Source organism: Streptomyces sp. NPDC049954 (assembly GCF_040656295.1).
Taxonomy (GTDB): Bacteria; Actinomycetota; Actinomycetes; order Streptomycetales; family Streptomycetaceae; genus Streptomyces.
The window spans coordinates 70,645-96,061 of record NZ_JBFALS010000012.1 but is presented as its reverse complement, the minus strand read 5'-3'; the positions used below and the strand labels follow the sequence as shown (position 1 = coordinate 96,061).

Annotated in this window: 22 protein-coding genes and 1 tRNA gene; 12 read left to right on the top strand and 11 right to left on the bottom strand. The window is 73.0% G+C overall.

Annotated elements, in window-relative coordinates:
* Positions 1-468: 468 nt before the first annotated feature.
* Positions 469-1,299, bottom strand: coding sequence for a hypothetical protein (locus AB0J21_RS25720; RefSeq protein WP_363148472.1), 831 nt, complete (start codon positions 1,297-1,299; stop codon positions 469-471).
* A 517-nt stretch (positions 1,300-1,816) separates the two neighbouring features.
* Here AB0J21_RS25720 and AB0J21_RS25715 point away from each other — a divergent pair.
* Genes AB0J21_RS25715 through AB0J21_RS25695 form a run of 5 tightly spaced genes read left to right on the top strand, consistent with a single transcriptional unit; the run spans position 1,817 to position 7,950 of the window.
* Entirely contained in the window at positions 1,817-5,143 is a 3,327-nt protein-coding gene (locus tag AB0J21_RS25715; RefSeq protein ID WP_363148471.1) for a nitrate- and nitrite sensing domain-containing protein, read from the top strand.
* Positions 5,144-5,178: 35 nt separating this feature from the next.
* Positions 5,179-5,676 (top strand): roadblock/LC7 domain-containing protein, encoded by a 498-nt coding sequence (locus AB0J21_RS25710; RefSeq protein WP_363148546.1) that lies wholly within the window; start codon positions 5,179-5,181, stop codon positions 5,674-5,676.
* Positions 5,673-6,080 (top strand): DUF742 domain-containing protein, encoded by a 408-nt coding sequence (locus AB0J21_RS25705; protein ID WP_363148470.1) that lies wholly within the window; start codon positions 5,673-5,675, stop codon positions 6,078-6,080. Before AB0J21_RS25710 ends, AB0J21_RS25705 begins: the two co-directional genes overlap by 4 nt.
* A complete protein-coding gene (locus AB0J21_RS25700; RefSeq protein WP_363148469.1) occupies positions 6,061-6,696 on the top strand; it encodes an ATP/GTP-binding protein in 636 nt (211 codons plus the stop codon). The genes AB0J21_RS25705 and AB0J21_RS25700 overlap by 20 nt, the downstream gene beginning before the upstream one ends.
* 18 nt (positions 6,697-6,714) lie before the next feature.
* Positions 6,715-7,950, top strand: coding sequence for a styrene monooxygenase/indole monooxygenase family protein (locus AB0J21_RS25695; protein WP_363148468.1), 1,236 nt, complete (start codon positions 6,715-6,717; stop codon positions 7,948-7,950).
* 242 nt (positions 7,951-8,192) lie between these two features.
* On the opposite strand, the gene AB0J21_RS25690 is transcribed toward AB0J21_RS25695, so the two are convergent.
* The gene (locus AB0J21_RS25690; RefSeq protein WP_363148467.1) at positions 8,193-8,522 is read right to left on the bottom strand and encodes a hypothetical protein; all 330 of its coding nucleotides are present in this window, start codon (positions 8,520-8,522) and stop codon (positions 8,193-8,195) included.
* A 70-nt stretch (positions 8,523-8,592) separates the two neighbouring features.
* Complete coding sequence (locus AB0J21_RS25685) at positions 8,593-9,522, bottom strand: diiron oxygenase (RefSeq protein ID WP_363148466.1); 930 nt, start codon at positions 9,520-9,522, stop codon at positions 8,593-8,595.
* 172 nt (positions 9,523-9,694) lie between these two features.
* Between AB0J21_RS25685 and AB0J21_RS25680 the strand changes: the two genes are divergently transcribed.
* On the top strand, positions 9,695-10,825 hold the full coding sequence (locus tag AB0J21_RS25680; protein WP_363148465.1) for a hypothetical protein: 1,131 nt from the start codon (positions 9,695-9,697) through the stop codon (positions 10,823-10,825).
* A 57-nt stretch (positions 10,826-10,882) separates the two neighbouring features.
* Here AB0J21_RS25680 and AB0J21_RS25675 read toward each other — a convergent pair whose 3' ends face one another.
* The 5 genes from AB0J21_RS25675 to ligD form a co-directional block, all read right to left on the bottom strand.
* Positions 10,883-12,367 carry a penicillin-binding transpeptidase domain-containing protein gene (locus tag AB0J21_RS25675; protein ID WP_363148464.1) on the bottom strand — a complete coding sequence of 495 codons (1,485 nt, stop codon included), beginning with the start codon at positions 12,365-12,367 and terminating at the stop codon, positions 10,883-10,885.
* Positions 12,364-13,755 carry an FtsW/RodA/SpoVE family cell cycle protein gene (locus AB0J21_RS25670; RefSeq protein WP_363148463.1) on the bottom strand — a complete coding sequence of 464 codons (1,392 nt, stop codon included), beginning with the start codon at positions 13,753-13,755 and terminating at the stop codon, positions 12,364-12,366. The genes AB0J21_RS25675 and AB0J21_RS25670 overlap by 4 nt, the downstream gene beginning before the upstream one ends.
* 100 nt (positions 13,756-13,855) lie before the next feature.
* Entirely contained in the window at positions 13,856-14,260 is a 405-nt protein-coding gene (locus AB0J21_RS25665; protein WP_363148462.1) for an SH3 domain-containing protein, read from the bottom strand.
* 156 nt (positions 14,261-14,416) lie between these two features.
* Positions 14,417-15,322, bottom strand: a complete 906-nt coding sequence (locus AB0J21_RS25660; RefSeq protein WP_363148461.1) for an ATP-dependent DNA ligase — start codon at positions 15,320-15,322, stop codon at positions 14,417-14,419.
* A gap of 71 nt (positions 15,323-15,393) precedes the next feature.
* Complete coding sequence (gene ligD / locus AB0J21_RS25655; RefSeq protein WP_363148460.1) at positions 15,394-16,275, bottom strand: non-homologous end-joining DNA ligase; 882 nt, start codon at positions 16,273-16,275, stop codon at positions 15,394-15,396.
* Positions 16,276-16,390: 115 nt separating this feature from the next.
* Between ligD and AB0J21_RS25650 the strand changes: the two genes are divergently transcribed.
* Complete coding sequence (locus AB0J21_RS25650; protein WP_363148459.1) at positions 16,391-17,473, top strand: Ku protein; 1,083 nt, start codon at positions 16,391-16,393, stop codon at positions 17,471-17,473.
* Positions 17,474-17,753: 280 nt separating this feature from the next.
* Here the strand turns inward: AB0J21_RS25650 and AB0J21_RS25645 are convergent, their stop codons facing one another.
* Complete coding sequence (locus AB0J21_RS25645; RefSeq protein WP_363148458.1) at positions 17,754-18,017, bottom strand: hypothetical protein; 264 nt, start codon at positions 18,015-18,017, stop codon at positions 17,754-17,756.
* A gap of 247 nt (positions 18,018-18,264) precedes the next feature.
* Here AB0J21_RS25645 and AB0J21_RS25640 point away from each other — a divergent pair, with 247 nt between their 5' ends.
* Positions 18,265-19,188 (top strand): FkbM family methyltransferase, encoded by a 924-nt coding sequence (locus tag AB0J21_RS25640; protein ID WP_363148457.1) that lies wholly within the window; start codon positions 18,265-18,267, stop codon positions 19,186-19,188.
* 12 nt (positions 19,189-19,200) lie between these two features.
* Here AB0J21_RS25640 and AB0J21_RS25635 read toward each other — a convergent pair whose 3' ends face one another.
* Both AB0J21_RS25635 and AB0J21_RS25630 read right to left on the bottom strand, forming a co-directional pair.
* Positions 19,201-19,959: a glycosyltransferase gene (locus AB0J21_RS25635; protein ID WP_363148456.1), complete on the bottom strand. Its 759-nt coding sequence runs from the start codon at positions 19,957-19,959 to the stop codon at positions 19,201-19,203.
* 649 nt (positions 19,960-20,608) lie between these two features.
* A tRNA-Arg gene (locus AB0J21_RS25630) sits at positions 20,609-20,680 on the bottom strand.
* 231 nt (positions 20,681-20,911) lie between these two features.
* Between AB0J21_RS25630 and AB0J21_RS25625 the strand changes: the two genes are divergently transcribed.
* The 4 genes from AB0J21_RS25625 (at position 20,912) to AB0J21_RS25610 (ending at position 25,415) form a co-directional block, all read left to right on the top strand.
* Positions 20,912-21,499 (top strand): response regulator, encoded by a 588-nt coding sequence (locus AB0J21_RS25625; RefSeq protein WP_363148455.1) that lies wholly within the window; start codon positions 20,912-20,914, stop codon positions 21,497-21,499.
* A 92-nt stretch (positions 21,500-21,591) separates the two neighbouring features.
* The gene (gene nrtL, locus AB0J21_RS25620; protein ID WP_363148454.1) at positions 21,592-22,599 is read left to right on the top strand and encodes an ArgS-related anticodon-binding protein NrtL; all 1,008 of its coding nucleotides are present in this window, start codon (positions 21,592-21,594) and stop codon (positions 22,597-22,599) included.
* Between the two features lie 20 nt (positions 22,600-22,619).
* A complete protein-coding gene (lysA, locus tag AB0J21_RS25615) occupies positions 22,620-24,017 on the top strand; it encodes a diaminopimelate decarboxylase (protein WP_363148453.1) in 1,398 nt (465 codons plus the stop codon).
* A gap of 96 nt (positions 24,018-24,113) precedes the next feature.
* Positions 24,114-25,415 (top strand): homoserine dehydrogenase, encoded by a 1,302-nt coding sequence (locus AB0J21_RS25610; RefSeq protein WP_363148452.1) that lies wholly within the window; start codon positions 24,114-24,116, stop codon positions 25,413-25,415.
* Positions 25,416-25,417 lie beyond the last annotated feature (2 nt).

Genomic DNA, 25,417 nt, shown 5'->3' with positions numbered 1-25,417 from the left:
CACCCGGTCCGGTCACCCGGTCCGGTCACCCGGTCCGGTCACCCGGTCCGGTCACCCGGTCCGGTCACCCGGTCCGGTCACCCGGTCCGGTCACCCGGTCCGGTCACCCGGACCGCTCAGCGCGACCGGTCACCCGGACCGCTCAGCGCGACCGGTCACCGGGACTGGCCAGCCGGACTGATCAGCGGGATCGGCCACCCGGACCGGTCAGCGGGACTGGTCGGCGGGATCGGTCAGCCGGACCGGCAGTGGGACCGGGCAGCCGGATTGGTCACCGGGACCGGCCGTCCGAACCGGCCGTCCGAACCGGCCGTCCGAACCGGCCGTCCGAACCGGCCGTCCGAACCGGCCGTCCGAACCGGCCGTCCGAACCGGCCGGTGGTCCGGTCGGCTTCGCGGCGTGGGTGTCGCGATCGGTCGGTCCGCACCCCGTCGGCCTGGCGGGGAGGGTGGCCGCGGCGGACGCGATCACGGTTCGAGCAGCGCCGCCGTCGCGTCGTCGTGCTGCTTGCCCGACACCCGCGTGGTGGCCTCCATGGCGCGGACCTGGTCGACGAGCGACTGCGGGCCCTTCGCGCGCAGAAGGCGGAAGAGGTCTGCCCACGTGCCCTCGGAGAAGACCTCCACCCAGCGGCCGGCTCCGTCGGTCACCGCCGCGAAGGCCCGCAGCCGGGCCCTCGGCACGGAGCCGGTGACGGCCAGTCCGGCCACCGACGGATCGGCGGCGGCGGTGAAGAAGCCGCCCGGGGCGTTGCGCAGCGCCTCCACCCCGTCGACGTACGCGCTTGCGGCGGCGGCCCGCTCCGGGCTTCCCTCGGGAAGGGCGCGGACACCGGCGCGCAGCTCGTCGATGTGCGGCGGCAGCCGGTCGAGGCGGTCGTCGAGAACCGGGACGACGGTTCCGTCGCTGTCCTCCAGCAGCAGGACCGAGTCCGACAGGACGAGGTACTCCAGGGCCGCGTCGTCCCACCGGGCCAGCACCACGGTGGACTGCGGCGTACGCGGGTGAGAAAGGTCACAACTCGTACGGTGAACCTCGGCCGTGCGGAGGATGGACAGGCTGAGAATCTCCCGCAGCGTCAGATCTTCCCGCGAAACGGACAGTTCGGCCAGTGCCCCGCCCAGTCGTGCCGTGAACCACGGCACCGAGTGCTCGCACCCGCTCGGGCCCTGCGGCGGAGTGACCCCGTCCAGGAGGACCAGTGATCCCCCCTGACCGGAGGCGGGAAGCGTGACGGACACGAAGTCCTCGTTGAGGTGGTCGGGCGCGCTCGGCTCGGTGGCCAGTTCGATCCGCATGCCGACAGTCTGCACGAGCCCTTCACTCCAGCACCCGGAACGTGGAGTCCTTCCAGGTCAGCGCCGGATTTCCGCCGGAATGATCAGCTCCGTCGGCAGGGGGCGGGGTATCTTGCCAAAGGCCGCGCGGCGCGTCCAACCGGCGCCCCGCGCGTTGCCGCACTCGACGGCGTGGGAACTTGCCCACCAACTCCCGGGGCATGTTCACTCCTTCGGGTGGCGGGGCAGGCGGTGCGCGCGACCACTTCCGCACAGGCACTGGAATGGTCGAGGACACGCGAACCGGGGGCGCCTGTGCTGACAAGCCGTCACCCAGGCGCAGGGGCAGGACGAGTCAGGAATGTGAGCACCGGTGCAGAAAACGCGGCCTCGGGGCAAGGGCGGATCACGGACCGAGGAGGTCGCTGCCCGGGAGGGGACTGCGGAGCAGCCCCTCGGGCAGGGTGCCGCACAGGTCCCCGGACCCAGGCGGGCCCCAGGATCGACGCAGCTGAATCAGACCGGGCCCGCGGCCGAGGTGCCGCAGCCACCGGCCGGGCGCCGCGTGCGGGTGCGCAGCAGGCTGGTGATCGCGGTGGCCGTGGTCGCCGCCGCCGTCGTGGGCGCGGGCGCCCCGGCACTCGTCTCCGCCACGAGTGACGTCCACGAGTCGCAGCGGCTCGTGGACCTCGCGACCGTCGCTCAGCAGTCGATCGGGCTGGCGCAGTCGCTCGCCGACGAACGGGACGAGGTCACCGCGTACATCGCGGCGGGCCGGCCGCGCGGCGGGGGGCTCCCGGAGAACCGCAGCGCCCGGGTGGACCGCGCGATCCAGGAGCTGAACGCCGCCGACGTACCGGCCGATCTGCGCGCCGACCTCGACGCCGTGAACGGAGTGCGGCGCCAGGCGCTCACCGGCAAGGGCACCGCCCTGGCCGCCCACACCTCGTACTCCTCGGCGATCGCCCGGCTGCACACCGTCGTCGCGGAGCTGGCCGACCGGATGCCCGCCCGGGCGGGGGGCGCCCCGCACGCGCTCGTCGACCTCGACGCCGCCGTGGAGCAGGCCGGGACCGCCCGCGGCCTGCTGCTCGCCGCCTTCTCGGTGCCCCGCTCCTCCGGCACCGAGGCGGTCTACGACCCCGCGACCGGTCTGACCACCACCGTGCCCCGCCGCGACCCCGAGGCCGAGAAGCAGCGCGACGCGCTGAGCACCGCGGCGCAGCAGGCGCGGGTACGGGAGGAGGGCGCGCTCGCCGACTTCCGCGCCGCCGCCCCGAAGGACCAGTCCGCGTCGTACGCCTCGACGGTCAACGGCGCCGACGTGGACTCCGCCGAGAAGTACCTCAAGACCCTCACCGACCAGCCCACTCTGTCGCAGAGCGAACTCGGCCTCAGCCGCGACAAGGTGGACTCGGCGCTCACCGGGCGCCTGGAGCTGATGCGCGGCGTGGAGTCGGCGCTCGCCTCCGACCGCACCAAGCGCGTCGAGGCGCTGCGCGACGAGGACGTGACCGACCTGGAGATCCGGATCGCCCTGGTCGGGGTCCTGCTGCTGGTCGCCGTCGGCATCACGATGGGCACCGCCCGTTCGCTCACCCGCCCGCTCGCCGCGCTGCGTCTGGGGGCCGCGCGAGTGGCCGCCGACCCGGAGACCGAGGAGCCGGTCCGCTTCAAGGGCCGCAACGACGAGTTCGCGCAGGTCGTGCACTCCGTCAACCTGCTGCACGCGCACGCCGTCGAACTGCACGAGCGGATCTCCACGCTGGAGGCCGACCGCAAGCACCTCATCGGGCAGCGGCAGTCGATGGCCGACGAGCGCGAGTCCCTGCGCTCCGCACTGGCCGAGGCGAGCGCCCAGCTGGGGACGGCCAAGGGCTCGATCCAGGGCACCTTCGTGAACCTCGCGCTGCGCACCCTCGGACTGGTCGAGCGTCAGCTCGCCGTCATCGAGGGCCTGGAGGAACGCGAGCAGGACCCGGACCGTCTCGCGACCCTGTTCAAGCTCGACCACTTCGCGACCGTGATGCGCCGCCACAGCGAGAACCTGCTGGTCCTCGCCGGTGCCGACCACGGACTCCAGCACCCCGGCCCCGTCCCGCTGGTCGACGTGGTGCGCGCCGCCGTCAGTGAGATCGAGCGCTACGAGCGCGTCCGGATCACGACGCTGCCGCCGCACGCCCACATCGCCGGCTTCTCCGCCGACGACCTCAGCCACCTGGTCGCCGAGCTGCTGGAGAACGCGACCACCTTCTCCCCGCCGGACGCCCAGGTGGAGGTCTGCGCCTGGCTCCTGGAGAACGGCGAGGTCATGCTCTCCGTCCAGGACGAGGGCATCGGCATGGCGGACGAGCGCCTCGACGAGGTCAACAGGCTGCTCGGCGACTTCCAGCCCGGCGACACCCTCCAGCAGGGAGGCGGTGACAGTGGTCTCGGTCTCGGCCTGTACGTCGTCGCCCGGCTCGCCTCACGGCACGGCATCCGGGTCCGGCTGCGCGAGCAGAAGCAGGGCGGGACCGCCGCCGTCGTCGTGCTGCCCGCACCCGTCCTCGTGAGCCCGGCCGCCGGAATCGTGCCCCCGGGCAACGGCGGAACCCTCCCCGGGGCCGCCCCCGCCGTGGCCCTGCCCGGTTCGGAGGCCGAGGCCAACTCCAACGAACTGCGCGGCAGGGGCACCGAACCCGGCCCGGCCCCGACCCCGGAAGCGACCGACTCCGCCGAGGCCGCCGAGCCCGAGCCCGAGCCCGAGCCCGAGCCCGAGCCCGAGCCCGAGCCCGAGCCCGAGCCCGAGCCCGAGCCCGAGTCCGAGTCCGAGTCCGAGTCCGGCTCCGGCTTCGAGTCCGGGTCCGAGGGGAAGCCCGCCGGAGACGACGGCCCCGAAGCCGCCGCGCACCACGATCCGCTCATCGCCGCCGCCGAGCAGACCGTACGGGAGGCCGAGGCCGAGGCGGAGGCAGGAGCGGCCGAGGCGGCCCCCGCCACCCGCCCGGAGCCCGGTACGCCCGCCGCTTCCCCGGCGCCGACAGCCCCGGAGCCGACCCCCGAGCAGGCCGCCCCGGAGCCGACCGCCCCCGAGCAGGCCGCCCCCGAGCCGGCCCCCTCGGCCGGTGCTCCCGGTCTCGCGCCGCGCCCCGTGGTGGAAACCCCCGCCGAGACGACGATGGAGCTCCAGCTCCCGAAGCAGCCGCACCAGCAGCAGCCGCACCAGCAGCAGCCGCACCAGCAGCAGTCTCCGCAGCAGTCACAGAGGCAGCAGCCGCGTACGCCGGACCGTCCCGGGACCGCAGACCCCGCCCCCGCGGCGGCCCCCGCTGACGCCCCGCGGCCCGAGCCCACGCCCGGCCCCGCCCCGGCCGCCCAGCCGGAGCCCGCCCGCCAGCCGCGACCCGCCGCGCCCGCCGGCCCGTACGCCATCGGTCCCGACACCCACGAGCGCATTCCGGACACCGCCGAGGCGGAGGCCGCCGCCGCCGAGCGCGTCGAGAAGTGGGACCGGGTCACCGACAAGGGGCTGCCCAAGCGCACCCCGAAGATCAGCGCCCCCGCGCCGGTCGCCCGGCCCAGCGCGGGCGGGGTCGACGCGGAGGCCCTGCGGCGCCGGCTCGGCGGCTTCCACCAGGGGGCCAAGAACGGCAGGCGCGACGTCGAGGCCGAGATCGCCGGGGAGACCGGCACCGCACCGCGGCCGACGCGAGCGGCCGGTGAGGCCGAGGAGGCCGGCGTGGACCCCGCCGACGCCTCCACCACACGACTTACGGGGAACGCAGGACCGCCGCACGCCGCCGACCCGACGGCACCGACCAGCGCGGATGCAGGACCAGATGCCACAGCCGAGGGGGACTCAGTCGAGGAGGCACGCAGTTGACTGCGCCCGGCCGTACCGCGCGTACGGCAAGCACCATCGAGACATCCGCCGGGGCCCCGCAGCCGGACAGGCCAGGACCCAGCTCGGAGGCCCGTAACCTCCAGTGGCTGCTGACCAACCTGGTCGAGGAGGTGCCGGGCCTCCATTCGGTGGCCGTGGTCTCCTCGGACGGGCTGCTGCTGCTGTCCTCGGACCCGGGAGTGGCCGCGCCGAGCACCAAGGAGAGGCCCGAGGGCCCCAAGGGCTCCAGCGCCGATCTCGCCACCATCGTCTCCGGCCTCGGCAGCCTGTGCATCGGCGCCGCACGGCTCATGGACGCGGGCAACGTCAAGCAGACGATGGTCGCCATGGCGGAGGGCAGCCTCTTCGTCATGTCGATCAGCGACGGCTCCCTGCTCGGCGTGCACGCCACCGCGGACTGCGACATGAGCGTCGTCGCGTACCACATGGCGCTCTTCGTCGGCCGGGCCGGACACGTCCTCACCCCCGAACTCCGCAGCGAGCTGCGCCAGTCGATGGAGAGCGTCCAGTGACCGAGCCCCGCAGCCCCAAGCTCCCGACGCGGGGGGCCGACCGCAAACCCGCACGGGTCCGCCCGTACTCGCTCACCGGCGGACGCACCCGCTTCGGGCACGTCCTGCTCGTCGAGACCTTCGTCGCCGCCCTCGAAGCGCCCGACGTACGGCCCGAGCTGACCAACGGCGACCTCTCCACCAAGGTCATGCCCGAAATGCGGGCGATCGTCGAACTGTGCCGCAGAATGCGCACCGTCGCCGAGATCGCCGCCCTGCTCCGGATGCCCCTCGGCGTCGTCCGGGTACTGCTGAGCGACCTCGCCGACCAGGGAAAGATCCGCGTGTACGGAACCGGGCACGGCCCCGGTCAGCCCGACCGCGCACTGCTCGAAAGGGTGCTGAGTGGACTCCGCCGCCTCTGACCTCCTCACCCCGCCCGCGGCCCTCGCCGCCGAGGAGGACCTCCAGCCGTGGCAGACGGACCGCACCCGTGCGCCCATCGCCACCAAGATCGTGGTGGCCGGTGGCTTCGGGGTCGGCAAGACGACCCTCGTCACCGCGGTCTCCGAGATAACGCCCCTGCAGACCGAGGCCCTGATGACCCGGGCCAGCGAGGACACCGACGACCTCACGGCGACGCCCGGCAAGTCGACGACCACCGTCGCCATGGACTTCGGCCGCATCACCCTCGACGACGACCTCGTGCTCTACCTGTTCGGCACGCCGGGGCAGCAGCGCTTCTGGTTCATGTGGGACGACCTCGTGCGCGGAGCCGTCGGCGCGGTCGTCCTCGCCGACACCCGCAGGCTCGGCGACTGCTTCCCCGCCCTCGACTACTTCGAGAGCTGCGGACTGCCGTACGTCGTCGCCGTGAACCACTTCGACGGCAGCGAGGACTTCGAGCCCGCCGACGTCAGGGAGGCGCTGACCATCCCCGTGCACGTACCTGTGATGATCATGGACGCGCGCCGGCGGATATCGGTCATCGAGACGCTTCTCTCGCTCGTCGGCCACGCGCTCGACGTCCTACCCGAATAGCCAAGGAGAACCGCCGTCATGCGGAAGATACTCGTCGTGGGGGCCGGGCAGTCCGGCCTCCAGCTCGCCCTCGGACTCCAGTCGAACGGGTACGAGGTCACCCTCATGTCCAATCGCACGGCGGACGAGATCCGTTCGGGCCGGGTCATGTCCACCCAGTGCATGTTCCACACGGCGCTCCAGCACGAACGTGACCTCCAGCTCAACTTCTGGGAGAGCCAGGCCCCCCGGATCGAGGGCCTCGGGGTGTCCGTGGCGGCGCCCGACTCCTCGCGCGCCGTCGACTGGGTCGGGAGACTCGACGGCTACGCGCAGTCCGTCGACCAGCGCGTGAAGATGGCCGGCTGGATGGAGACCTTCGCGCAGCGCGGCGGTCAGCTCGTCATCCACGGGGCGGCCGTCTCCGACCTGGACTACTTCGCGCGCACCTACGACCTCGTGCTGGTCTCGGCCGGCAAGGGCGAACTCGTGTCGATGTTCGAGCGCGACGCCTCCCGCTCCCCGTACGAGGCCCCGCAGCGCGCGCTCGCCGTGGCCTACGTGCACGGGCTCGGGCCGCGCCCGGAGCACCCCGAGTTCGACGCGGTGCGCTGCAACCTGGTGCCGGGCGTCGGCGAACTGTTCGTCATGCCGACCCTCACCACCTCCGGCCGCGCCGACATCCTCTTCTGGGAGGGCGTCCCGGGCGGTCCGCTCGACGTCTTCAAGGGCGTCAAGGACCCCTCCGAGCACCTGGCCCTCACGCTGGAGCTGATGGAGAAGTACGTCCCCTGGGAGTACGCGCGCGCCACCAAGGTCGAGCTGACCGACGCGCACGGCACCCTCGCGGGCCGTTACGCGCCGACCGTGCGCAAGCCGATCGGGCGGCTGCCCGGCGGCGGGGCGGTCCTCGGCGTCGCGGACGTCGTCGTGGCCAACGACCCGGTCACCGGTCAGGGCTCCAACTCGGCGTCCAAGTGCGCCGCCGCCTACCTCGGGGCGATCCTCGACCGCGGCGACCTGCCCTTCGACGAGGAGTGGATGCAGTCCGCCTTCGACCGCTACTGGGACACCGCCCAGCACGTCACGAAGTGGACCAACGCGATGCTCGGTGTGCCGCCGGAGCACGTCCTCAACCTGATCGGCGCGGCCGGCCAGCTCCAGCCCGTCGCCGACCGCTTCGCGAACGGCTTCAACGACCCGGCCGACTTCGAGAACTTCTTCTACGAGCCGGAGAAGACGGCCGCCCTCCTGGAGTCGGCCGCCACCGCCTGACGGGGGCCGGCGGCACGCGCCCACCGGGCGCGCCGTCCCGGTGGCACGTCCCCGGCCACCGGTCCGGCACCGGGCGGCGCCCCCACCGGCGCCGCGCGCGTGCCGCCGCGCACCCGCTCGAACGGGCCCGCCGCGCGAGAACGCGTGGCGGGCCCGGCCATGCTCCGACGGATTACGCCCGCCCGATCGCCCGACCGTCGCTCCCGATCACGGTCCGATCGCTCTCGACCGACCGCCGGGGGTCACTTCCGCGCACGGTCCTCGACGGTGGGCGGGGCCTCGTCGCCGGAGCCCGGCGTACGGGGGCCGTCCGCCGGGCGCGTCCACGGCCAGCGCAGCCGGTCGATCCGCCCGGAGGGGTCGTGCAGATAGCGCCAGCCGCGCGGCAGGCCCAGCCGTTTGCCCGGGGCCACGGGCTCGCGCCGGTACACGAGCACGGTGGGCGGACCGCCCGCGGCATCGGGCACCGGCACCTTGTACTGCTTCGGCGGCAGGCCGGTCGGGCCGGTCAGCACGGGCAGCACCCGCCCGTCCAGCGGGCCGCCGACGAAGGGGACGTCCTCGGTTCTCACCCCTTCAGTGTCTCCCAGTGGCCGCTCCCGCGGTCCCGGGCGGCCCCGGACCCCCGACGACCGCCGCTGCTCAGGGAAGCAGCCCCGAGGAGCGCCACATCCTGCGGCCGACGCCCTGGAGCACCCCGATGTCGTCCAGGAAGTCGGTCAGCCGCTTCGCGCCGTTCTGCATCACCTCACGGCGGTGCCCGCTCGCCTTGACCTGCTCCATCGCCTCGTGCTTGTCGAGCCCCACGTTGACGTACACCTGGGGGTTGATGAAGGCGGTGGAGAACACGCGGGCCGCCTCCCCGGAGGTGATCCGGGTCAGCCGGCGCTCCCACTTCGGCGCGGTCACCATCTGCCGCCGCAGCTCCTCGCGGGCGTACCGCACGTGCCGCGCCTCCTCGACGACGTGGATACGGGTGACCCCGCGCACGAGCGGCTGCACCCGCTCGTCCGGGAAGGTCAGCCGCTGCATCCAGTCCAGGATCTCCTCGCCGAGCAGCGTGCACGCGAAGGAACCCGGCGTCGTGGAGACCGCCTTGAGGACGCGGGCCAGGTTGTGGTTGAAGCGGGTGACCGGGTACGCGGGCGCCCCGCCGGCCTGGATCATCCGCGCGAACATCATCGAGTGCCGGCACTCGTCGGCGATCTCGGTCAGCGCGTAGCGCACGTGCGCGCTGGTCACCGGCTTGTCGTAGATGTGCCGCACGAGCAGCTGCATGAGGATCACCTCGAACCAGATGCCGAGCGAGGCGAGCGAGGCCGCCTCGTGCATGGCCAGCGCCATGCGCTGCTCCTCGGGCATCTTCTTCCACAGCGGCGTGCCGTACAGCGAGACCAGCTCGGGCGGCCAGAACCACTTCCCGTCCTCGAACGGCGCGTCCCAGTCCAGCTCCTCGTCCGGGTCGAAGGAGTGCTTGGCGGAGGACTCCAGCAGCCGCCTGGCCACCTGCTCCCGGTCCTTGAGCTCCCCGAGCGCGTCACGGAGAACCCCGACGTCCGTCATCGTCGTCATACCGCCTCCCTCTCTTCGTACCCCTCCGGGTTACCGTCGGTCACACCACTATGAGACTGCGCGTCAGTAAGAGCGTCAATCCCCTTGCGCCGACTTTGCCGCCGGGGGCCCGTCCGGCCGGGAACCGGGGAAAGCGGTCAGGGCCGGTCCGCGCATGGAATACCGTTCGGCCATGTCCATGCCCCCGGCGCCCGGAGCGGGCGATCCGCGTCAAGACCCGTACGGCTCGCATCCGTACGGCGCACCCCCACCGCCCCCGCGACAGCCGTCCGCGCACGGCCAGGAGCCGTCCCCGTACGGCGAACAGCCGCCCGCGTACGGGGAGCAGCCGCCCGCGTACGACAATCCCCCCTCGCCGTACGGTGATTCGTCCTCTCCGTACGGCGGTCCGCCCGCCCCGTACGGAGAGCAGCCCGCGGCGTACGGGGGCCAGGCGTCCCCGCCGTGGACTCCGGAGGCCCCGGCGTACGGCGGGCAGGCAGCCGCCTACGGTGATCAGGCGTTCGCCGGTCAGGACCAGCAGGCGCCCCCGTACGCCCCGCAGGCGCCGTACGGCGCCCCGGCCCCGCAACCCCCCTACGGTCAGCAACCGCCCTACCCGCCGCAGCCGTTCGGCGCGCCCGTGGTGCCGCCCGGCCCCCCTGCCTCCCCGGGAAGGCGGCGCGGGCTGCTGATCGGCGGGATCGCGGCCGGGGTCGTCGCCGTCCTGGTGGTCGTCGGTGTCGTCCTGGCCCTGTCCGGCGGCGGCGAGGAGAAGGACCCCTTCCCCGAGGCCCACTTCCTGCTCGCCCCGCCCAACACGCTGCTCGACGGTCAGTACGAGCGTGACCAGGACCTCTCGCAGAACGAGGGCGCCAAGATCACCGAGGAGGCCGACGGGGCGCGCGACGTCCGCGACGCGCACGCCGTCGTCGTGACCTACCTCGCCGCCGACCAGGGCGAGGCGGGCGGCTCTCTCGTGGTCTCCGGGATGTACGGCCGGATCAAGAACCTCGACGGCACCCGCCGCAGCATGCTCAAGGGCGCGGGCGAGGCCAAGGGCGCCAGGATCGACGTACCCGCCAAGGACTTCCCGGGCAAGGGCGGTAAGGGCGTCACCGTCAGCTGCCAGACGATGACGAGCACCCAGGGCGCCGTGCGCATCACCTTCCCGATGTGCGCGTGGGCCGACGACAACACGGCCGCCTCGATCGCCGAGATCACCCCGGCGTCCGTGGGCCGGGACCCGAAGGACGTCGATCTCGCGAAGGCGGCGGTACGCGCCTCCGAGGCACGCGGCGAGATGATCAAGCCGCGCGGCTGAACCCGGCGGGGCGGGAGGGCGAGGGGAGCGGGACGTGTGCGGGGCCCCGCTCCTCCGCTATCTGCCCGAACTCCTCTCCCCCTCCCGGGCCTTGAGCGCGGCCTGCATGACCGAGCGCGCGATCGGTGCCGCGTTCCCGCCCCCGCTGATGTCGCCCCGGTCCGCGGAGGCGTCCTCGACCACGACGGCCACCGCGACCTGCGGGGAGGGCGCGTTGGCCGCCTGCGCCCAGGACACGAACCACGCGTACGGCGTGCCCTCGTTGCCGACCCCGTGCTGCGCCGTCCCGGTCTTGCCGCCGACCTGGACGCCGGGGATCGCGGCCCGGCCGCCCGTGCCCCGCTCCACCGCGTCGACCATCAACTCCCGCAGCCGCGCCGCCGTGTACGGCGTCATCGCCCGGTACAGGTCCCGGGGCCCCGGTTCGCTCACGACGTCGCCGCCGTGCGTGACGGTCCGCCGCACGAGCTGCGGTTGCGGCACCGAGCCGCCCCCGGCGACGGCCCCCGCGACCATCGCCATCTGGAGTGGCGTGGCCCGCGTGTCGTACTGCCCGATGGCGGACAGCGCGAGCTGCGCCCGGTCCAGCGAGGTGTCGAAATTGCTCGCCGCGACCCGGAAGGGGATGCGCAGCCCCTTGTCGTTGAAGCCGAAGTCCCGCGCCGTGCGCACCATGTCCTTCAGCCCGGTACGCACGCCGAGCGCCGCGAACACCGTGTTGCAGGACCACTGGAAGGCGTAGCGCAGAGAGGCGTTCCGGCACCCCTCGACCTCGTTCGACAGCGAGGCCGAGCTGCCCGGCAGGGTGTACGGGTCGGGGGAGCGGGTCGGCTCGTCGACGTCCCGCACGGTGCCCGCGTCCAGCGCCGCGGCCGCCGTCACGATCTTGAAGGTGGAGCCGGGCGGGTACGTGTGCGCGATCGCCCGGTTCAGCATGGGCTGCGCGGGGTCGGCCAGCAGCCTGTTCCACGCGTCGGTCACCGAGCGGCTCGTGCCCGACAGCCGCGCGGGATCGTACGAGGGGGAACTGACCAGGGCGAGCACCCGCCCCGTGGTCGGCTCGATCGCGGCGACCGCCCCCGTACGTCCCGCGAGCCCCTTGAAGGCGGCCTGCTGCACGCCCGGCTCGATCGTCGTGGCGACGTCGCCGCCCCGGCTGCGGGAGCGGGTCAGTTCGTTCCACAGCGGGAACGGGGACAGCGCGGGATCGCTCCCGGCCAGCAAGGGGTCCTCGGTCCGCTCCAGGAGGGTGCTGCCGAAGACCTGCGAGGTGTACCCGGTGACCGGCGCGTACAACGGGCCCTGACGGTACGTGCGTTCGTAGCGCAGCAGCTCGCCCGTGTCGCGGGAGCCGGTCACCGGGGAGCCGCCGACCAGGATGTCGCCGCGCGGCTGCCCGTACCGGGCGATGGAGGTGCGCCGGTTGGCCTGGTTGTCGTCGTAACTCTGCGCCCGGAACACCTGGACCCGGGTGGCGTTGAGCAGCAGCGCGACGAGCAGCACCAGGCACAGGGCGGCGGCCCGCCTGATGTACCGCGTCATGTCCGGCCCACCTCCGGGGTCCGGGCCGCCTCCGCCTCGGCGGGCACGGGATCGGGAGGCAGCGCGCGAGCCGAGTCGCTCATCCGGATCAGCAGGGCGACGATGACCCAGTTGGTGACGACGGAGGAGCCGCCCTGTGCGAGGAAGGGCATCGCCATCCCGGTCAGCGGGATCAGCCCCGTCACCCCGCCCGCGATGACGAAGACCTGGAGCGCCACGATCGAGGCGAGACCGGTCGCGAGCAGCCGCCCGAAGGGGTCGCGCAGCGCGAGGGCGGTGCGGTAGCCGCGCTCCACGAGCAGCGCGTACAGCAGGAACAGCGCCGTCAGACCGGCGAGCCCCAGCTCCTCCCCGGCGGTCGCGAGGATGAAGTCGGACTTCACGGCGAAACCGATGAGCGCCGAGTGCCCGGCGCCCAGGCCCGTGCCGAGCACCCCGCCGGCCGCGAAGGCGAACAGTGACTGGGCGAGCTGGTTGGGACCGTGCTCGGCCTCGATCGTGGCGAAGGGGTGGAGCCAGTCCTCCACCCGCTGGTGGACGTGCGGTTCGAGGGAGCCCACGGCGAAGGCCCCGAGGGCTGCGAGCAGCAGCCCCACCGCGATCCACCCGGTACGGCCGGTCGCCACGTACAGCACGATGACGAACAGGCCGAAGAACAGCAGCGAGGTGCCGAGGTCCCGCTCCAGCACCAGGACGCCGACGCTCAGCAGCCACACCGCGAGGATCGGCCCGAGCACCCGGCCGCTCGGCAGCCGCACCCGCCAGATCCGCCGCCCCGTGAACCGCAGCGCGTTCCGGTTCGCCGCGAGATAGCTCGCGAAGAACACGGCGAGCAGCACCTTCGCGAACTCGCCCGGCTGGAGCGAGAAGTCCCCGATCCTGATCCAGATCCGGGCCCCGTTCACCGAGGGGAAGAAGACCGGCACGATCATCAGCACGAGCGCGGCGACCATCGACAGATAGGCGAAGCGCCGCAGCGCGCGGTGGTCGCGCAACAGGGCGACGACCACGATGAACAACCCGATGCCCACGGTGGACCAGACGAGTTGCGCGGGCGCCGCCCGGTCGCCCGGCGTCTCCAGGTCCAGCCGGTGGATGAGGACCAGGCCCACCCCGTTGAGCAGCACCGCGATCGGCAGCAGCAGCGGATCGGCGTACGGCGCGCGCAGCCGTACGACGAGGTGCGCGAGCAGCGCGAGACCGCCGAGCCCCGCCCCGTACCTGAGCGCGTCCGGGGGAGCGGCGCCGTTGCGGGTCAGCCCCACGACGAGGTAACCGGACACGGACAGGGCGACGGCGAGCACGATGAGCGCCAGCTCGACGCCCCGCCGCCGGGGCGGAAGTGTGGCGGCGCCGGGGAGCGGGGGCGCGCTGCTCGTTCCGGTCATGCCGGGAACGTAGCAAGCGGTATACCCAATGTCCCTTATGTCGGCTTCATCGGGCCGGTCGGCCCCGCCGCTCCCCTTTGCTCGCCGGAGCGCCGCTCGCTCAGCACCAGCGCGGGGCCGCTCCGATGGTCTTGATGTAGCGCGCCGAGCCCCAGGCCCAGGTCCCGTCCGTGAGCAGGTACCACTTGTTGTCCCGGTCCACCGTGTCGCCCTCGGTCCTGCAGTAGATGTGCACGATGGCCCCGTACGGCTCGTGGCGGATCACGGCGCTGCCCCGGGTGGGCGCGTCCCGCAGGAGCAGCCCGCTCCGCGCGACCACCTGGGCCTTGGTGCCGACCTGCGGCGTGGACTGCTCCTGGGCGGCGCCGGAACCGCCCTGGCCCCCGGGATCACCGGCCGCGACGGCGGGCGAGGCCGCCCCGAGGGCGAGGAGGCCGGAGAGAAGGCCGCCGGCGACGGCTGTGCGGAGACGGGAAGGTGGGCGGGGCGTGGTGCGGAAGGGCATGACGGCTCCAGTGGCGCGGTGACCGGCAGTGACGACGAGCGGGCGTCACCTGCCCGATTCGCCTGATTCACGCTAAGAGTGATACGGAGAGACCGCAATCGGCCACAGGGAGTGAAACCAGGTGGTGAGGGGGCGCGTTTCCCGGCGCTCGCCCGCTCACTCCCCTTCCGGCAGCCGGAACCGTACGACCTCGACGGTGCCCTGCCGCGTCGTCTCCTGCCGCACCTCGACCACCGCGCCGGCCGCGACCCTCTCGTACTGCGTCTCGCCGATTCCGGCGGCCGTGACCGTCCCCCGGCCGCCCTCGGCGGGCGGCAGCAGGGCGGCGGCGCGCGAGCGCAGGGGCGCCGCGAGCGGGGTGGAGGCCACCGGGGACCCGTCCCCAGGCAGGGCCAGGACGAGCAGCCGCGGCCTGGCCCTGCCGCCCACGAAGCCGAGCACGAGGGCGTCCAGGGTGTCCCGGTGGCGCAGCTTGAGCCAGCTGCGCCGCCCGCCCCGGTACGCCTCGTCCAGCCGCTTCGCGACCAGCCCCTCGACGCCGGTGCCGGCCAGGGACGCGTACCAGTGCCGCGCCGTCGCCCGGTCCTCGGTCACCGGAACCGCCTGGAGCGGCGGCCCGAGCGGGGCCAGCGTCTCGGCCAGCAGCTCGCGCCGCCGCTCGTACGGCAGGGAGCGCACGTCCTCGCCGCCCACGGCCAGCACGTCGAAGGCCGCGTACGAGGCGGGCAGCGCCCGGGCCAGGACGGCGGAACGGGCCACGGTCGCGGCGGCCCGCCGCTGCACGGCCGCGAAATCGGTGTGCCCGTCCGTCCACACCACGACCTCCCCGTCCAGCACGGTCCCCGGCGGCAGCGCGAGCGCGGCGGTCACGAGATCGGGAAAGGCCCGCGTGACCAGCCGCCCGGACCGTGCCTGGAGCGCCACCGAACCCCGGTCCCCGCCCGTGTCCGCCGAGCCCCCGGAAGGGCCCTGGGCGTCCGGAGCGTCCCGGAACACGAGCATCCGGTGCCCGTCGAACTTCGGCTCGAAGGCCCACCGCTCGCCTCCCGGCAGCTCGGACACGGACTCCGCCAGAGCGACCCGCAGGGGTGGCCGCAGCCCCCGGGGCAGCGCTCCGCCACGCCTCCCGGCGCTCACGGCAGCGCCCCCGCCCCCTCGCCGCTCACCAGGGGTGCGAGCAGCTCCCCGTACCGCTCCAGCCGCCCGGGCACCTGCCCGGCGAGCACGACGAGGTCCTCGGGCCGCTCGCAGCCCTCGACCTCCTCCCAGGTGACCGGTGCGGAGACGGCCGGCTCGGGCCGGGCACGCAGCGTGTAGGGGGTCGCGGTGGTCTTGGCGGCGGCGTTCTGGCTGAAGTCCACGAAGACCTTCCCGGCCCGCAGGCTCCGCTTCATCCGGTGCAGGGCCAGCTGGGGAAGCTCCCGCTCCGCGTCGACCGCGAGCCGTTTCGCGTACGCGGTCACCGCGGTCGCGTCGACCGGTTCGATCGGCGCGAGCAGGTGCAGGCCCTTGCTGCCCGAGGTCTTCGCGTACGCCGTCAGCCCGTCCGAGGCCAGCCGTTCCCGCAGCCAGAGGGCGACCCGGCAGCACTCGACGACGGTCGCGGGCTCCCCGGGGTCCAGGTCGAGGACGAGCCGGTCGGCGAGGTCCGGCCGGTCCACGCACCACTGCGGCGTGTGGAACTCCGTCACCAGATTGGCCGCCCACATGAGCGAGGGCAGATCGTCGACCACCACCTGTCGCCCACTGCCGTCGGAGCGCACCACGGTCGCCGTCCGCACCCACTCGGGCGTCCCGGGCGGCGGGTTCTTGCTGAAGAACCGCTGGCCGGCCACCCCGTCCGGATACCGCAGGAACGAGACCGCGCGCCCCCGCAGGTGGGGGAGCAGGACGTCCCCCACGGTCGCGTAGTAGTGCAGCAGCTCCCCCTTGGTGAAGCCGCTGTCCGGATACAGCACCTTCTCCAGATTGCTGAGCGCGAGCCGTCGCCCCGCCACGTGAGCGAAAGGAGTCATAGGATATGAATCCCACAAAAACACGCCGCTAACCGAACGAAGCGGGTGCCGGGCCGGGGAACCGACGCGGCACCGAACGGCGGGCAGCGGCGTGCAGCGGCGGAAAGGTGTGCACGTGCGATCCATCTGGAACGGCGCCGTCTCCTTCGGCCTGGTCAGCATCCCGGTCAAGCTCATGAACGCCACCGAGAACCACACGGTCTCCTTCCGCCAGATCCACACCGAGGACGGCGGCCGGGTCCGCTACCGCAAGTACTGCGAACTGGAGGACGAGGAGATCCCGGCCTCCGAGATCGACAAGGCGTACGAGGACGCCGACGGCACCCTCGTACCGATCACGGACGAGGACCTCGCCGCCCTGCCGGTCCCGACGGCCAAGACCATCGAGATCATCGCCTTCGTCCCCGCCGAACGCATCGACCCCCTCCAGATGGAGACCGCCTACTACCTCGCGGACGGGGGAGCCTCGGCCGCGAAGCCGTACACCCTGCTGCGCGAGGCCCTCAGACGCAGCAACCGCGTGGCCGTCGCCAAGTTCGCCCTGCGCGGCAAGGAACGCCTCGGCATGCTCCGTGTCGTCGACGAGGTCATCACGCTCCACGGACTGCTGTGGCCCGACGAGATCCGCACCCCGGAGGAGGTCGCCCCCACCGAGGACGTCCGGATCCGCGACAAGGAACTCGACCTGGCCGACGCCCTGATGGACACCCTCGGCGAGGTCGACATGAACGACCTGCACGACGACTACCGCGAGGCCGTCGAGGAGATGATCACCGCCAGGACCGAGGGCACCGAACTGCCCGCCCCGGAGCGGAAACCCGGGGGCAAGGTCATCGACCTGACCTCCGCCCTGGAGAACAGCGTCAAGGCGGCCAGGGACTCCCGCGCCGAGGACCCCTCCGACCGGGAGATGGCCGAGGTCCACCACCTGGAGGACCGCAAGAAACCGCCTCGCGCCGCGAAGAAGACCCCGAGCGGGGCCACCGGGAAGACCTCGGCGAAGAAGGGGGCGGCGAAGGAGGGGCCGGGGAAGAAGGCGTCCCCGTCCGCGTCCACCGCGAGGAAGCAGTCCGCCGGGCGCTCCTCCTCCGGCGGGACGAAGGGCGGGTCGAAGAAGACGGCCGCCAAGAAGTCCACCACCGCGAAGAAGACGTCCCCCGCGAAGAAGACGTCCACCGCGCGCCGCAAGGCGTCCTGAGCCGTCCGGGCCTGCGGCGCACCGGCCGCCGCGTCCGGCCGACGAGACCCGCCTCCCGGCCGGCGGTACCGCGCCACTCGGCACGCCCGCCGCATCAGTGCCCCTCCCGCGATCCGGCGCGCCCCCGTCTGGTGCGGCGCCGTCACCGCCGCACCGAAGGACACGAACCGTTCCAGCACGAGCCGCTACGGCGAAGGCCGTCCAGTTGTGCCGGTGCCGGTGCCGGTGCCGGTGCCGGTGCCGATTGCCGGATCTGACGCATGTCGTCGCGCGCTCACGGCTACCGGCTGCGTCCGGGCCCCGGCAGCAGCAGGTCCCGCTCCGGGTGGCTCTCGCCCGTCACCTTTCCCCGGACGCCCGAGTCCACCCGCGCCGCGTCGTGGAAGTCGTTGATGCCGCGGAACGCGTCCCGGTTCCGTTGCCGCCACTCCTCCACCGCCATGACGCAGACGTCCAGTTCGGGGGCGGCCTCCACGACCGCGTCGCCGCCGAGCAGCATGATCTGCTCGAAGCTCCGGCCGCGCAGGCGCTTGGCCTCCGCCATCTCCTCCAGCGGGTGAGGAGCTCGCGGCGGTGGCGGCTGCGTTCCTCACGAAGTTCGTGAGATGCGAGATGCGTGCTGAGCGCGCCGAGCAGTACCGCGGCGATCGTGATCCACTGGGCCACCCGCGTCCAACTCGGCTTCCTGAGAGCGGCCTTCCGAGCCTTCCGAGCCTTCCGAAGATCGTAGAAGGGACGGCCGTGTCGCGTAGGCACTTTCGTTCGCCCGGGATCGGGGACAGGATCTCGGCATGACCCCGCCTGCTCCGGACCCCCTGGTCACCCTGGCCCGCGCCTACGTCCGCCGGGCCCCCGGCGTCCTCGGGAAGGCGCCGCTCGTCTCCGGGTTCGTCAACCCGCGCCTGCGTGACCGGCCCCGGCGCCGCGTCGTGCCCAGCACCTTCGGGGCGCGGTACGCCGTCGACACGCAGGACCTCATCCAGCGGTTCCTCTACATGTTCGGCGTCTGGGAGCCGCACATGACCCGGTGGTTGCAGGGGCGGCTGCGGCCCGGGGACACGTACGTCGACATCGGCGCCAACATCGGGTACTTCACCGTGCTGACCGCGCGACTCGTCGGGCCGCGGGGCCGCGTGGTGGCGGTCGAGGCCTCGCCCGTGTTCCACCAGCGCCTTCTCCAGCAGGTGAGGCTCAACGGGCTGCGGAACGTACGGGCCCTGAACGCCGCCGTCTCCGACACCGAGGAGACGCTGAACTTCGTGCTGGCCAGTTCGCGGAACATGGGCGCCAACAGCATCGTGCCCTACGAGGGGCCGGCGGAGTCCTCGTTCGACATCGCCGCCCACCCCCTGCCCACGCTGCTGGACGACGAGGAGATCGCCTCCGCCCGGCTCATCAAGATCGACGTGGAGGGGGCGGAGGGTTCCGTCGTACGCGGCATGGCCCCCCTGCTCGACCGGCTTCGGCCGGACGCCGAGATTACCGTCGAGGTGACCCCTGAGCGCATGAAACAACTGGGCGACTCGACCGAGGAGTTGATGGAGACCATGCGTCGGCACGGCTTCCACGCCTACCGGATGCCCAACAGCTACGCACCGGGGACCTATCCGGCGGCGATGCGCGCGCCGGCCTGCGTCCCCGTGCGCTGGCGCGGCCCCGTGACCGAGGAGAGCGACCTCGTCTTCTCACGCGTCGAGGCCGAGTCGCTGGTCTGAGGGGGCCGGGCGTCAGTCCGCCACCGAGTACTGCCAGCGCAGGCGCGCGAGGGCCCGGGCCCGCTGCCCGACCAGAGCCATGCGTGCGTCGCGCTCGACCTGCGCGGAGTGGGCCGGCTGGTTCGTCACCTGCCCTTCCCACTTGCGGTAGTGGAGCCCGACCTCGCTGCTGAACCATCCGGGACTGCTCGCGTCGAGGGCCAGGAGGAGGCCGGTGTCCTCGGAGGCCGGAAGCGCCATCCAGCCGCCCAGTGCGAGCACGAGTTCGCGACGGGCGAAGAGCGTGGCCGGGTGCACCGGGAGGCGGAAGTCGTGCTCCTGCCAGAAACGCAGCACGGAGCCCTCGGGGAGCGGGCCGTGCCCGGGATCCCCCTCGAACCCCACCGTCGAACCGTCGGGCAGGAGGTCCAGCACCCGGGAAGTCGCCCACCCGAGCGCCGGATCGGCCTCCAACGCGGCCAGGTCGCGGGCGAGGGCGCCGGGCGCGAGCTGGTCGTCCGCGTCGAGCACCTTCACGTACGCGCCCTCGGCGATGCCCAGCGCCGTGGTCCGGGCGACACCGGGCCCGCCGGACCGCCCCTGGCGGAAGGTCACACGGCCGTCGTCCGGAACCCAGGGGGCCACCTCGTCGCTGTAGCCGTCCTCCTGGACGAGCCAGTGCCACTCCCAGCCCGTCGGCAGCTCCTGCTCGCACAGGTACGTGTACGCCTCAGGGAGGAACCGGGCCGAGGGAGCGTGGACAGCGGTGATGACGGTGATGCGCCGGCTCACGGCACTCACCACCTTTCGAGGGGAGTGGTGAAGGCCAACTCGGTGCGGTCGCCGGGAAGGACCACGTCGGACAGTTCGATGACGCGTTCCCGGGCATCGTAGAAGATCTTGCGGAGCACGAGCACGGAGGTCCCGGGGGGAGTTCGAGCTCCGCGGCCTCCTCCGGCGGCGGGGGCCGGGCGGACACGTGCTCCACGATGCGGTCCAGCTCGATGCCGACCGTGCGCAACCGGTTCTGCGTTCCGCCGGGCCACGGCTCCTTGGTCTCGTCGAGGAGGTCCGGATTGCCCTCGGCCAGCCCGTGGACGAGGTAGGAGACCACGAGGCCGAAGGGCGCGTTCTCGGCCGCGTGCCGGGTGCCGCGTGCCGGGTGCGGTAGGTGCGTTCGAGGAGCGGGGCGCCTTCAGAGATGCCGAAGGCCTCCACCAGGGCGGCGGTCGAGGCGATCTCGCGAGAGGAGGCGTGGAAGTCCAGATCGTCGAGCACGAGGCCCGTGTCGTGCTCGGTCGCGAACCACGCCGACGGTGACAGAACGGGACACGGCGGCGACGCCGAAACGACGAAGAGCGGGGCCCGTTGATACTGGGCCCCGCTCTTCGTACATGGCAGCTGCGCTGATCAACCGGTGGATCTGCTGATCGAAGCGAAGTGCCCCCGGCAGGATTCGAACCTGCGCACACGGCTCCGGAGGCCGTTGCTCTATCCCCTGAGCTACGGGGGCGTGTCTGCCGCTGTCGCGGTGACGGGTAGAACACTACCAGCTCCCCGGGGGTGTCCAGGAACAGGTATTCCGGGTGGTGGGGGAGGGGTGGGGCAGGGTGGGCGGTGACGTTTCGCGGTCAGCGTTCCCCAGAGCCCGTGGACGGGTGATCGACTTCCGCGCGGGCTTGCCGGGAGGGGTCCGGCGGGGTCCCCCGGTAGGGGGCAGAAGTCGAGAAAAGCGGGACGGGGTGTGGCGGGGGCGCCTACTCTCGTCGTTGTGCCAGGCGCGACCGGCCGGGTCCTTGTCGTCGACGACAACAAGGTGATCCGGCAGCTGATCAGGGTCAATCTCGAACTAGAAGGGTTCGAGGTCGTGACCGCGACCGACGGTGTCGAGTGCCTGGACATCGTCCACGAGGTGCGGCCCGATGTCATCACCCTCGACGTCGTCATGCCGCGGCTCGACGGGCTGCGGACCGCCGCCCGGCTGAGGGCCGATCCCCGTACGCGCGATGTTCCGCTCGCCGTCGTGAGCGCCTGCACCGAGAGCGAGGTGGACCGCGCCACGGACGCCGGGGTGGACTCCTTCCTCGCCAAGCCCTTCGAGCCGGACTCCCTCGTCGCCGTCGTGCGGCAACTCATGGAGCACGGCCGGCGCCGGGCACTCCGGGTCGCCACCGCCGAGAACTCCGCCGAGCGGGACGGCGCCGAGGACGTCGAGGGGAGCACGGCGGCAGCCGAGCTGCCCGTACCCGAGTCCCGCGGTGACGGCGGCCACGGCGACCAGGGGCAGCACGGTCCGCCCCAGCCGCCCGCGCCGCCCGGCAGTGGTCTCTGAGGCCGGTCCGTCCCGGCGCCTTCTGTCCACATCCCGGGACCCTCGGTAAACCCGTTGGCCTCCACCACCCTCCTCTCCCATACGCTGGACTCGTGACCCCCGCCGACCTGTCCCGTACCGTCCAGCACGCCGTGCGCCGTGCCGTGGACGCCGGGGAGATCGAGGAGGCCGAAGAGGTCTGGGGGCGCGTCGTGGTCGCACCGCCCCGGCCCGGGGGATACGGGGACTACGCCACCAACGCGGCCCTCCAGATCGCCTCCGCCCTGGGGCGGCCCGCCCCCGAGGTCGCCCGCCTGCTGCGTGGGCGGCTGCTCGCGAGCGAGGGGGTCGCCGACGTACGGGTCACCGGGCCCGGGTTCCTCAACATCGCGCTCGACGACGGCAGCCGGGAACGCTCCCTCGTGGCGGTCGTCGCCCGCGACGGAGCGCGCTACGGGTACGGGGACGAACTGGCCGACGCGGACCTCGTGCTGCGGGTCGCCGTGGGTGACCTGCGCGGTCAGGTCGTCGCGGACACCGTCGTCCGGCTCGTCGAGGCCCAGGGCGGTCGCGCCCGGCTCTCGTCCACCGAGGGCCTCGCCCTGCGCACCGCCCCGCCCACCCCCGCCGTCCCCGATCCGTACGCCCTCCTCGGCGGCGACGCCCTGCGCTGGGCGCTGCTGTCCGCGGCCGCCCACGACCGGCCCGTGCTCGATCCCGCGACGCTGCTCGCCCAGCGGGCCGAGAACCCGCTGTTCCTCGTGCGGTACGCGCACTCCCGGGCCCGACGTCTCGTGCACCACGCGCGGGACCTCGGCTTCGGGCCGCAGGCCGGGGAGAGCGGCCCGGAGGGGGCCGAGCTGGTGCGCGTCCTGGGGGAGTGGCCCTCCGTGCTGCGGCTCGCCGCCCGGCGGCGGGCGCCCGAACGGCTCGCGCGGGAACTCGTCGTGCTCGCCGGGGCCTTCTTCGACTTCCACGACCGGTGCGGCGGACTGCTGCCGCTCGGCGGGCACAAACCCCTGGCCGCCCACCGTGCCCGGCTCGCCCTCGCCGAAGCCGCCGGGACGGTGCTCGCCGGTGGCCTGTCCCTGCTCGGCGTCAGTGCGCCGGAATTCGTCTGAGAGAGACCGAGAGACCTGTCATGAGCCGTTCCGCCCACCCCGCAGGACCCCGGCACGCGGATGTCCTGCCCGAGGGGCACTACGCCGCCCCGCCCACCGACCTCAACGCGCTCGACCCCAAGGTCTGGGCCCGTACCGTCACCCGCGACCCGGCCGCCGAAGGCGCCCTGACCGTCGGCGGGGTGTCCGTCACCCGGCTCGCCGAGGAGTTCGGCACCCCCGGGTACTTCCTCGACGAGCACGAGTTCCGGGCCCGCTGCCGCGAATGGCGCACCGCCTTCGGGGAGAACGCCGACGTCTTCTACGCGGGGAAGGCGTTCCTCTCCCGCGCCGTCGTGCGCTGGCTGCACGAGGAGGGGCTCAACCTCGACGTGTGCTCGGGCGGCGAACTGCTCACCGCCCTCGACGCCGGGATGCCCGCCGAGCGCATCGCCTTCCACGGGAACAACAAGACGGCCGAGGAGATCCACCGGGCCGTCGAGGCCGGGGTCGGCCGGATCGTCGTCGACTCCTTCCAGGAACTCGCCCGCGTCTCGCACACCGCTCAGGACCTCGGCCGGCGCCAGCGCGTCCAGATCCGCGTCACCGTCGGCGTCGAGGCGCACACCCACGAGTTCATCGCCACCGCGCACGAGGACCAGAAGTTCGGGCTCGCGCTCGGTGACGGCAACGCGGCCGAGGCGGTACGCCGGGCGCTGACCCTCGACGGCGTCGAACTCATCGGCATCCACTCGCACATCGGCTCGCAGATCTTCGACATGGCCGGCTTCGAGGTGTCCGCGCGCCGGGTCGTCGGCCTGCTCGCCCAGATCCGCGACGAACACGGCGTGGAACTGCCCGAGATCGACCTCGGCGGCGGCCTCGGCATCGCGTACACCTCGGACGACGACCCGCGCGAACCGCACGAGATCGCGAAGGCGCTCAGCGAGATCGTGACCCGCGAGTGCGAGGCCGCCGGTCTCGCCGTGCCGCGCATCTCCGTCGAACCCGGACGCGCGATCGTCGGGCCCACCGCCTTCACGCTGTACGAGGTCGGCACCATCAAGCCCCTCGAAGGGCTGCGCACCTACGTGTCGGTGGACGGCGGGATGTCCGACAACATCCGCACCGCGCTCTACGACGCCGAGTACACCGTGACGCTGGCCTCCCGCACCTCCGAGGCCGAGCCGATGCTCGTCCGGGTCGTGGGCAAGCACTGTGAGAGTGGCGACATCGTCGTACGCGACGCCTTCCTGCCCGCCGACCTCGCGCCCGGCGACCTCATCGCCGTACCCGCCACCGGCGCCTACTGCCGGTCGATGGCCAGCAACTACAACCACGCGCTCAGGCCGCCCGTCGTCGCCGTCCGTGACGGCGAGGGCCGGGTGATCGTCCGGCGGGAGACGGAAGAGGATCTTCTCCGGCTCGATGTCGGCTGATGAAATAGTCGTCTCGTCATCCGGACGGGGGGTAAAAACTCCCGTCCGGTGCGTGAGACTGGACCCACCGCAACAGAAGTAAGGAAACGAGGTCGGATGATGCGTACGCGTCCGCTGAAGGTGGCGCTGCTGGGCTGTGGGGTAGTCGGCTCAGAGGTGGCGCGCATCATGACGACGCACGCCGACGACCTCGCCGCGCGGATCGGCGCCCCGGTGGAGCTCGCGGGGGTGGCCGTGCGCCGCCCCGGCAAGGTCCGCGAGGGCGTCGACCCGGCCCTCGTCACCACCGACGCCACCGCCCTCGTCAAACGCGGGGACATCGACGTCGTGGTCGAGGTGATCGGCGGTATCGAGCCCGCCCGCACCCTCATCACCACCGCCTTCGAGCACGGCGCCTCCGTCGTCTCCGCGAACAAGGCGCTGCTCGCCCAGGACGGCACCGCCCTGCACGCCGCCGCCCAGGAACACGGCCGCGACCTCTACTACGAGGCCGCCGTCGCCGGGGCGATCCCGCTGATCCGGCCGCTGCGCGAGTCCCTCGCCGGCGACCACGTCAACCGGGTGCTCGGCATCGTCAACGGCACGACCAACTTCATCCTCGACAAGATGGACTCGACCGGCGCCGGCTACCAGGAGGCCCTCGACGAGGCCACCGCCCTGGGGTACGCCGAGGCCGACCCGACCGCCGACGTCGAGGGTTTCGACGCCGCCGCGAAGGCCGCGATCCTCGCCGGGATCGCCTTCCACACCCGGGTCAGGCTCGACGACGTCTACCGCGAGGGCATGACCGAGGTGACCGCCTCCGACTTCGCCTCCGCGCGCGCCATGGGCTGCACCATCAAGCTCCTCGCGATCTGTGAGCGCGCCGCCGACGGCCGCACCGTCACCGCCCGCGTGCACCCCGCGATGCTCCCCCTCAGCCACCCGCTGGCCTCCGTCCGCGAGGCGTACAACGCGGTGTTCGTCGAGTCGGAGGCGGCCGGGCGGCTCATGTTCTACGGGCCCGGGGCCGGCGGCGCGCCGACCGCCTCGGCCGTCCTCGGCGACCTCGTCGCCGTGTGCCGCAACCGCCTGGCCGGCGCCACCGGCCCCGGCGAGTCCGTCTACACCGGCCTCCCGGTGAACGGCATGGGCGCGGTCGTCACGCGCTACCACATCAGCCTCGACGTGGCCGACAAGCCGGGCGTGCTCGCCCAGGTCGCTACGGTCTTCGCCGAGCAGGGCGTGTCGATCGACACGGTGCGCCAGCAGGGACGCGGGGACGGGAGCGGCGAGGCCAGCCTCGTCGTCGTCACCCACCGGGCCCCCGACGCGGCCCTGACCACCACCGTCGAGGCGCTGCGCCGCCTCGACACCGTGCGGGGCGTCGCCAGCATCATGCGGGTCGAAGGAGAGTAGGC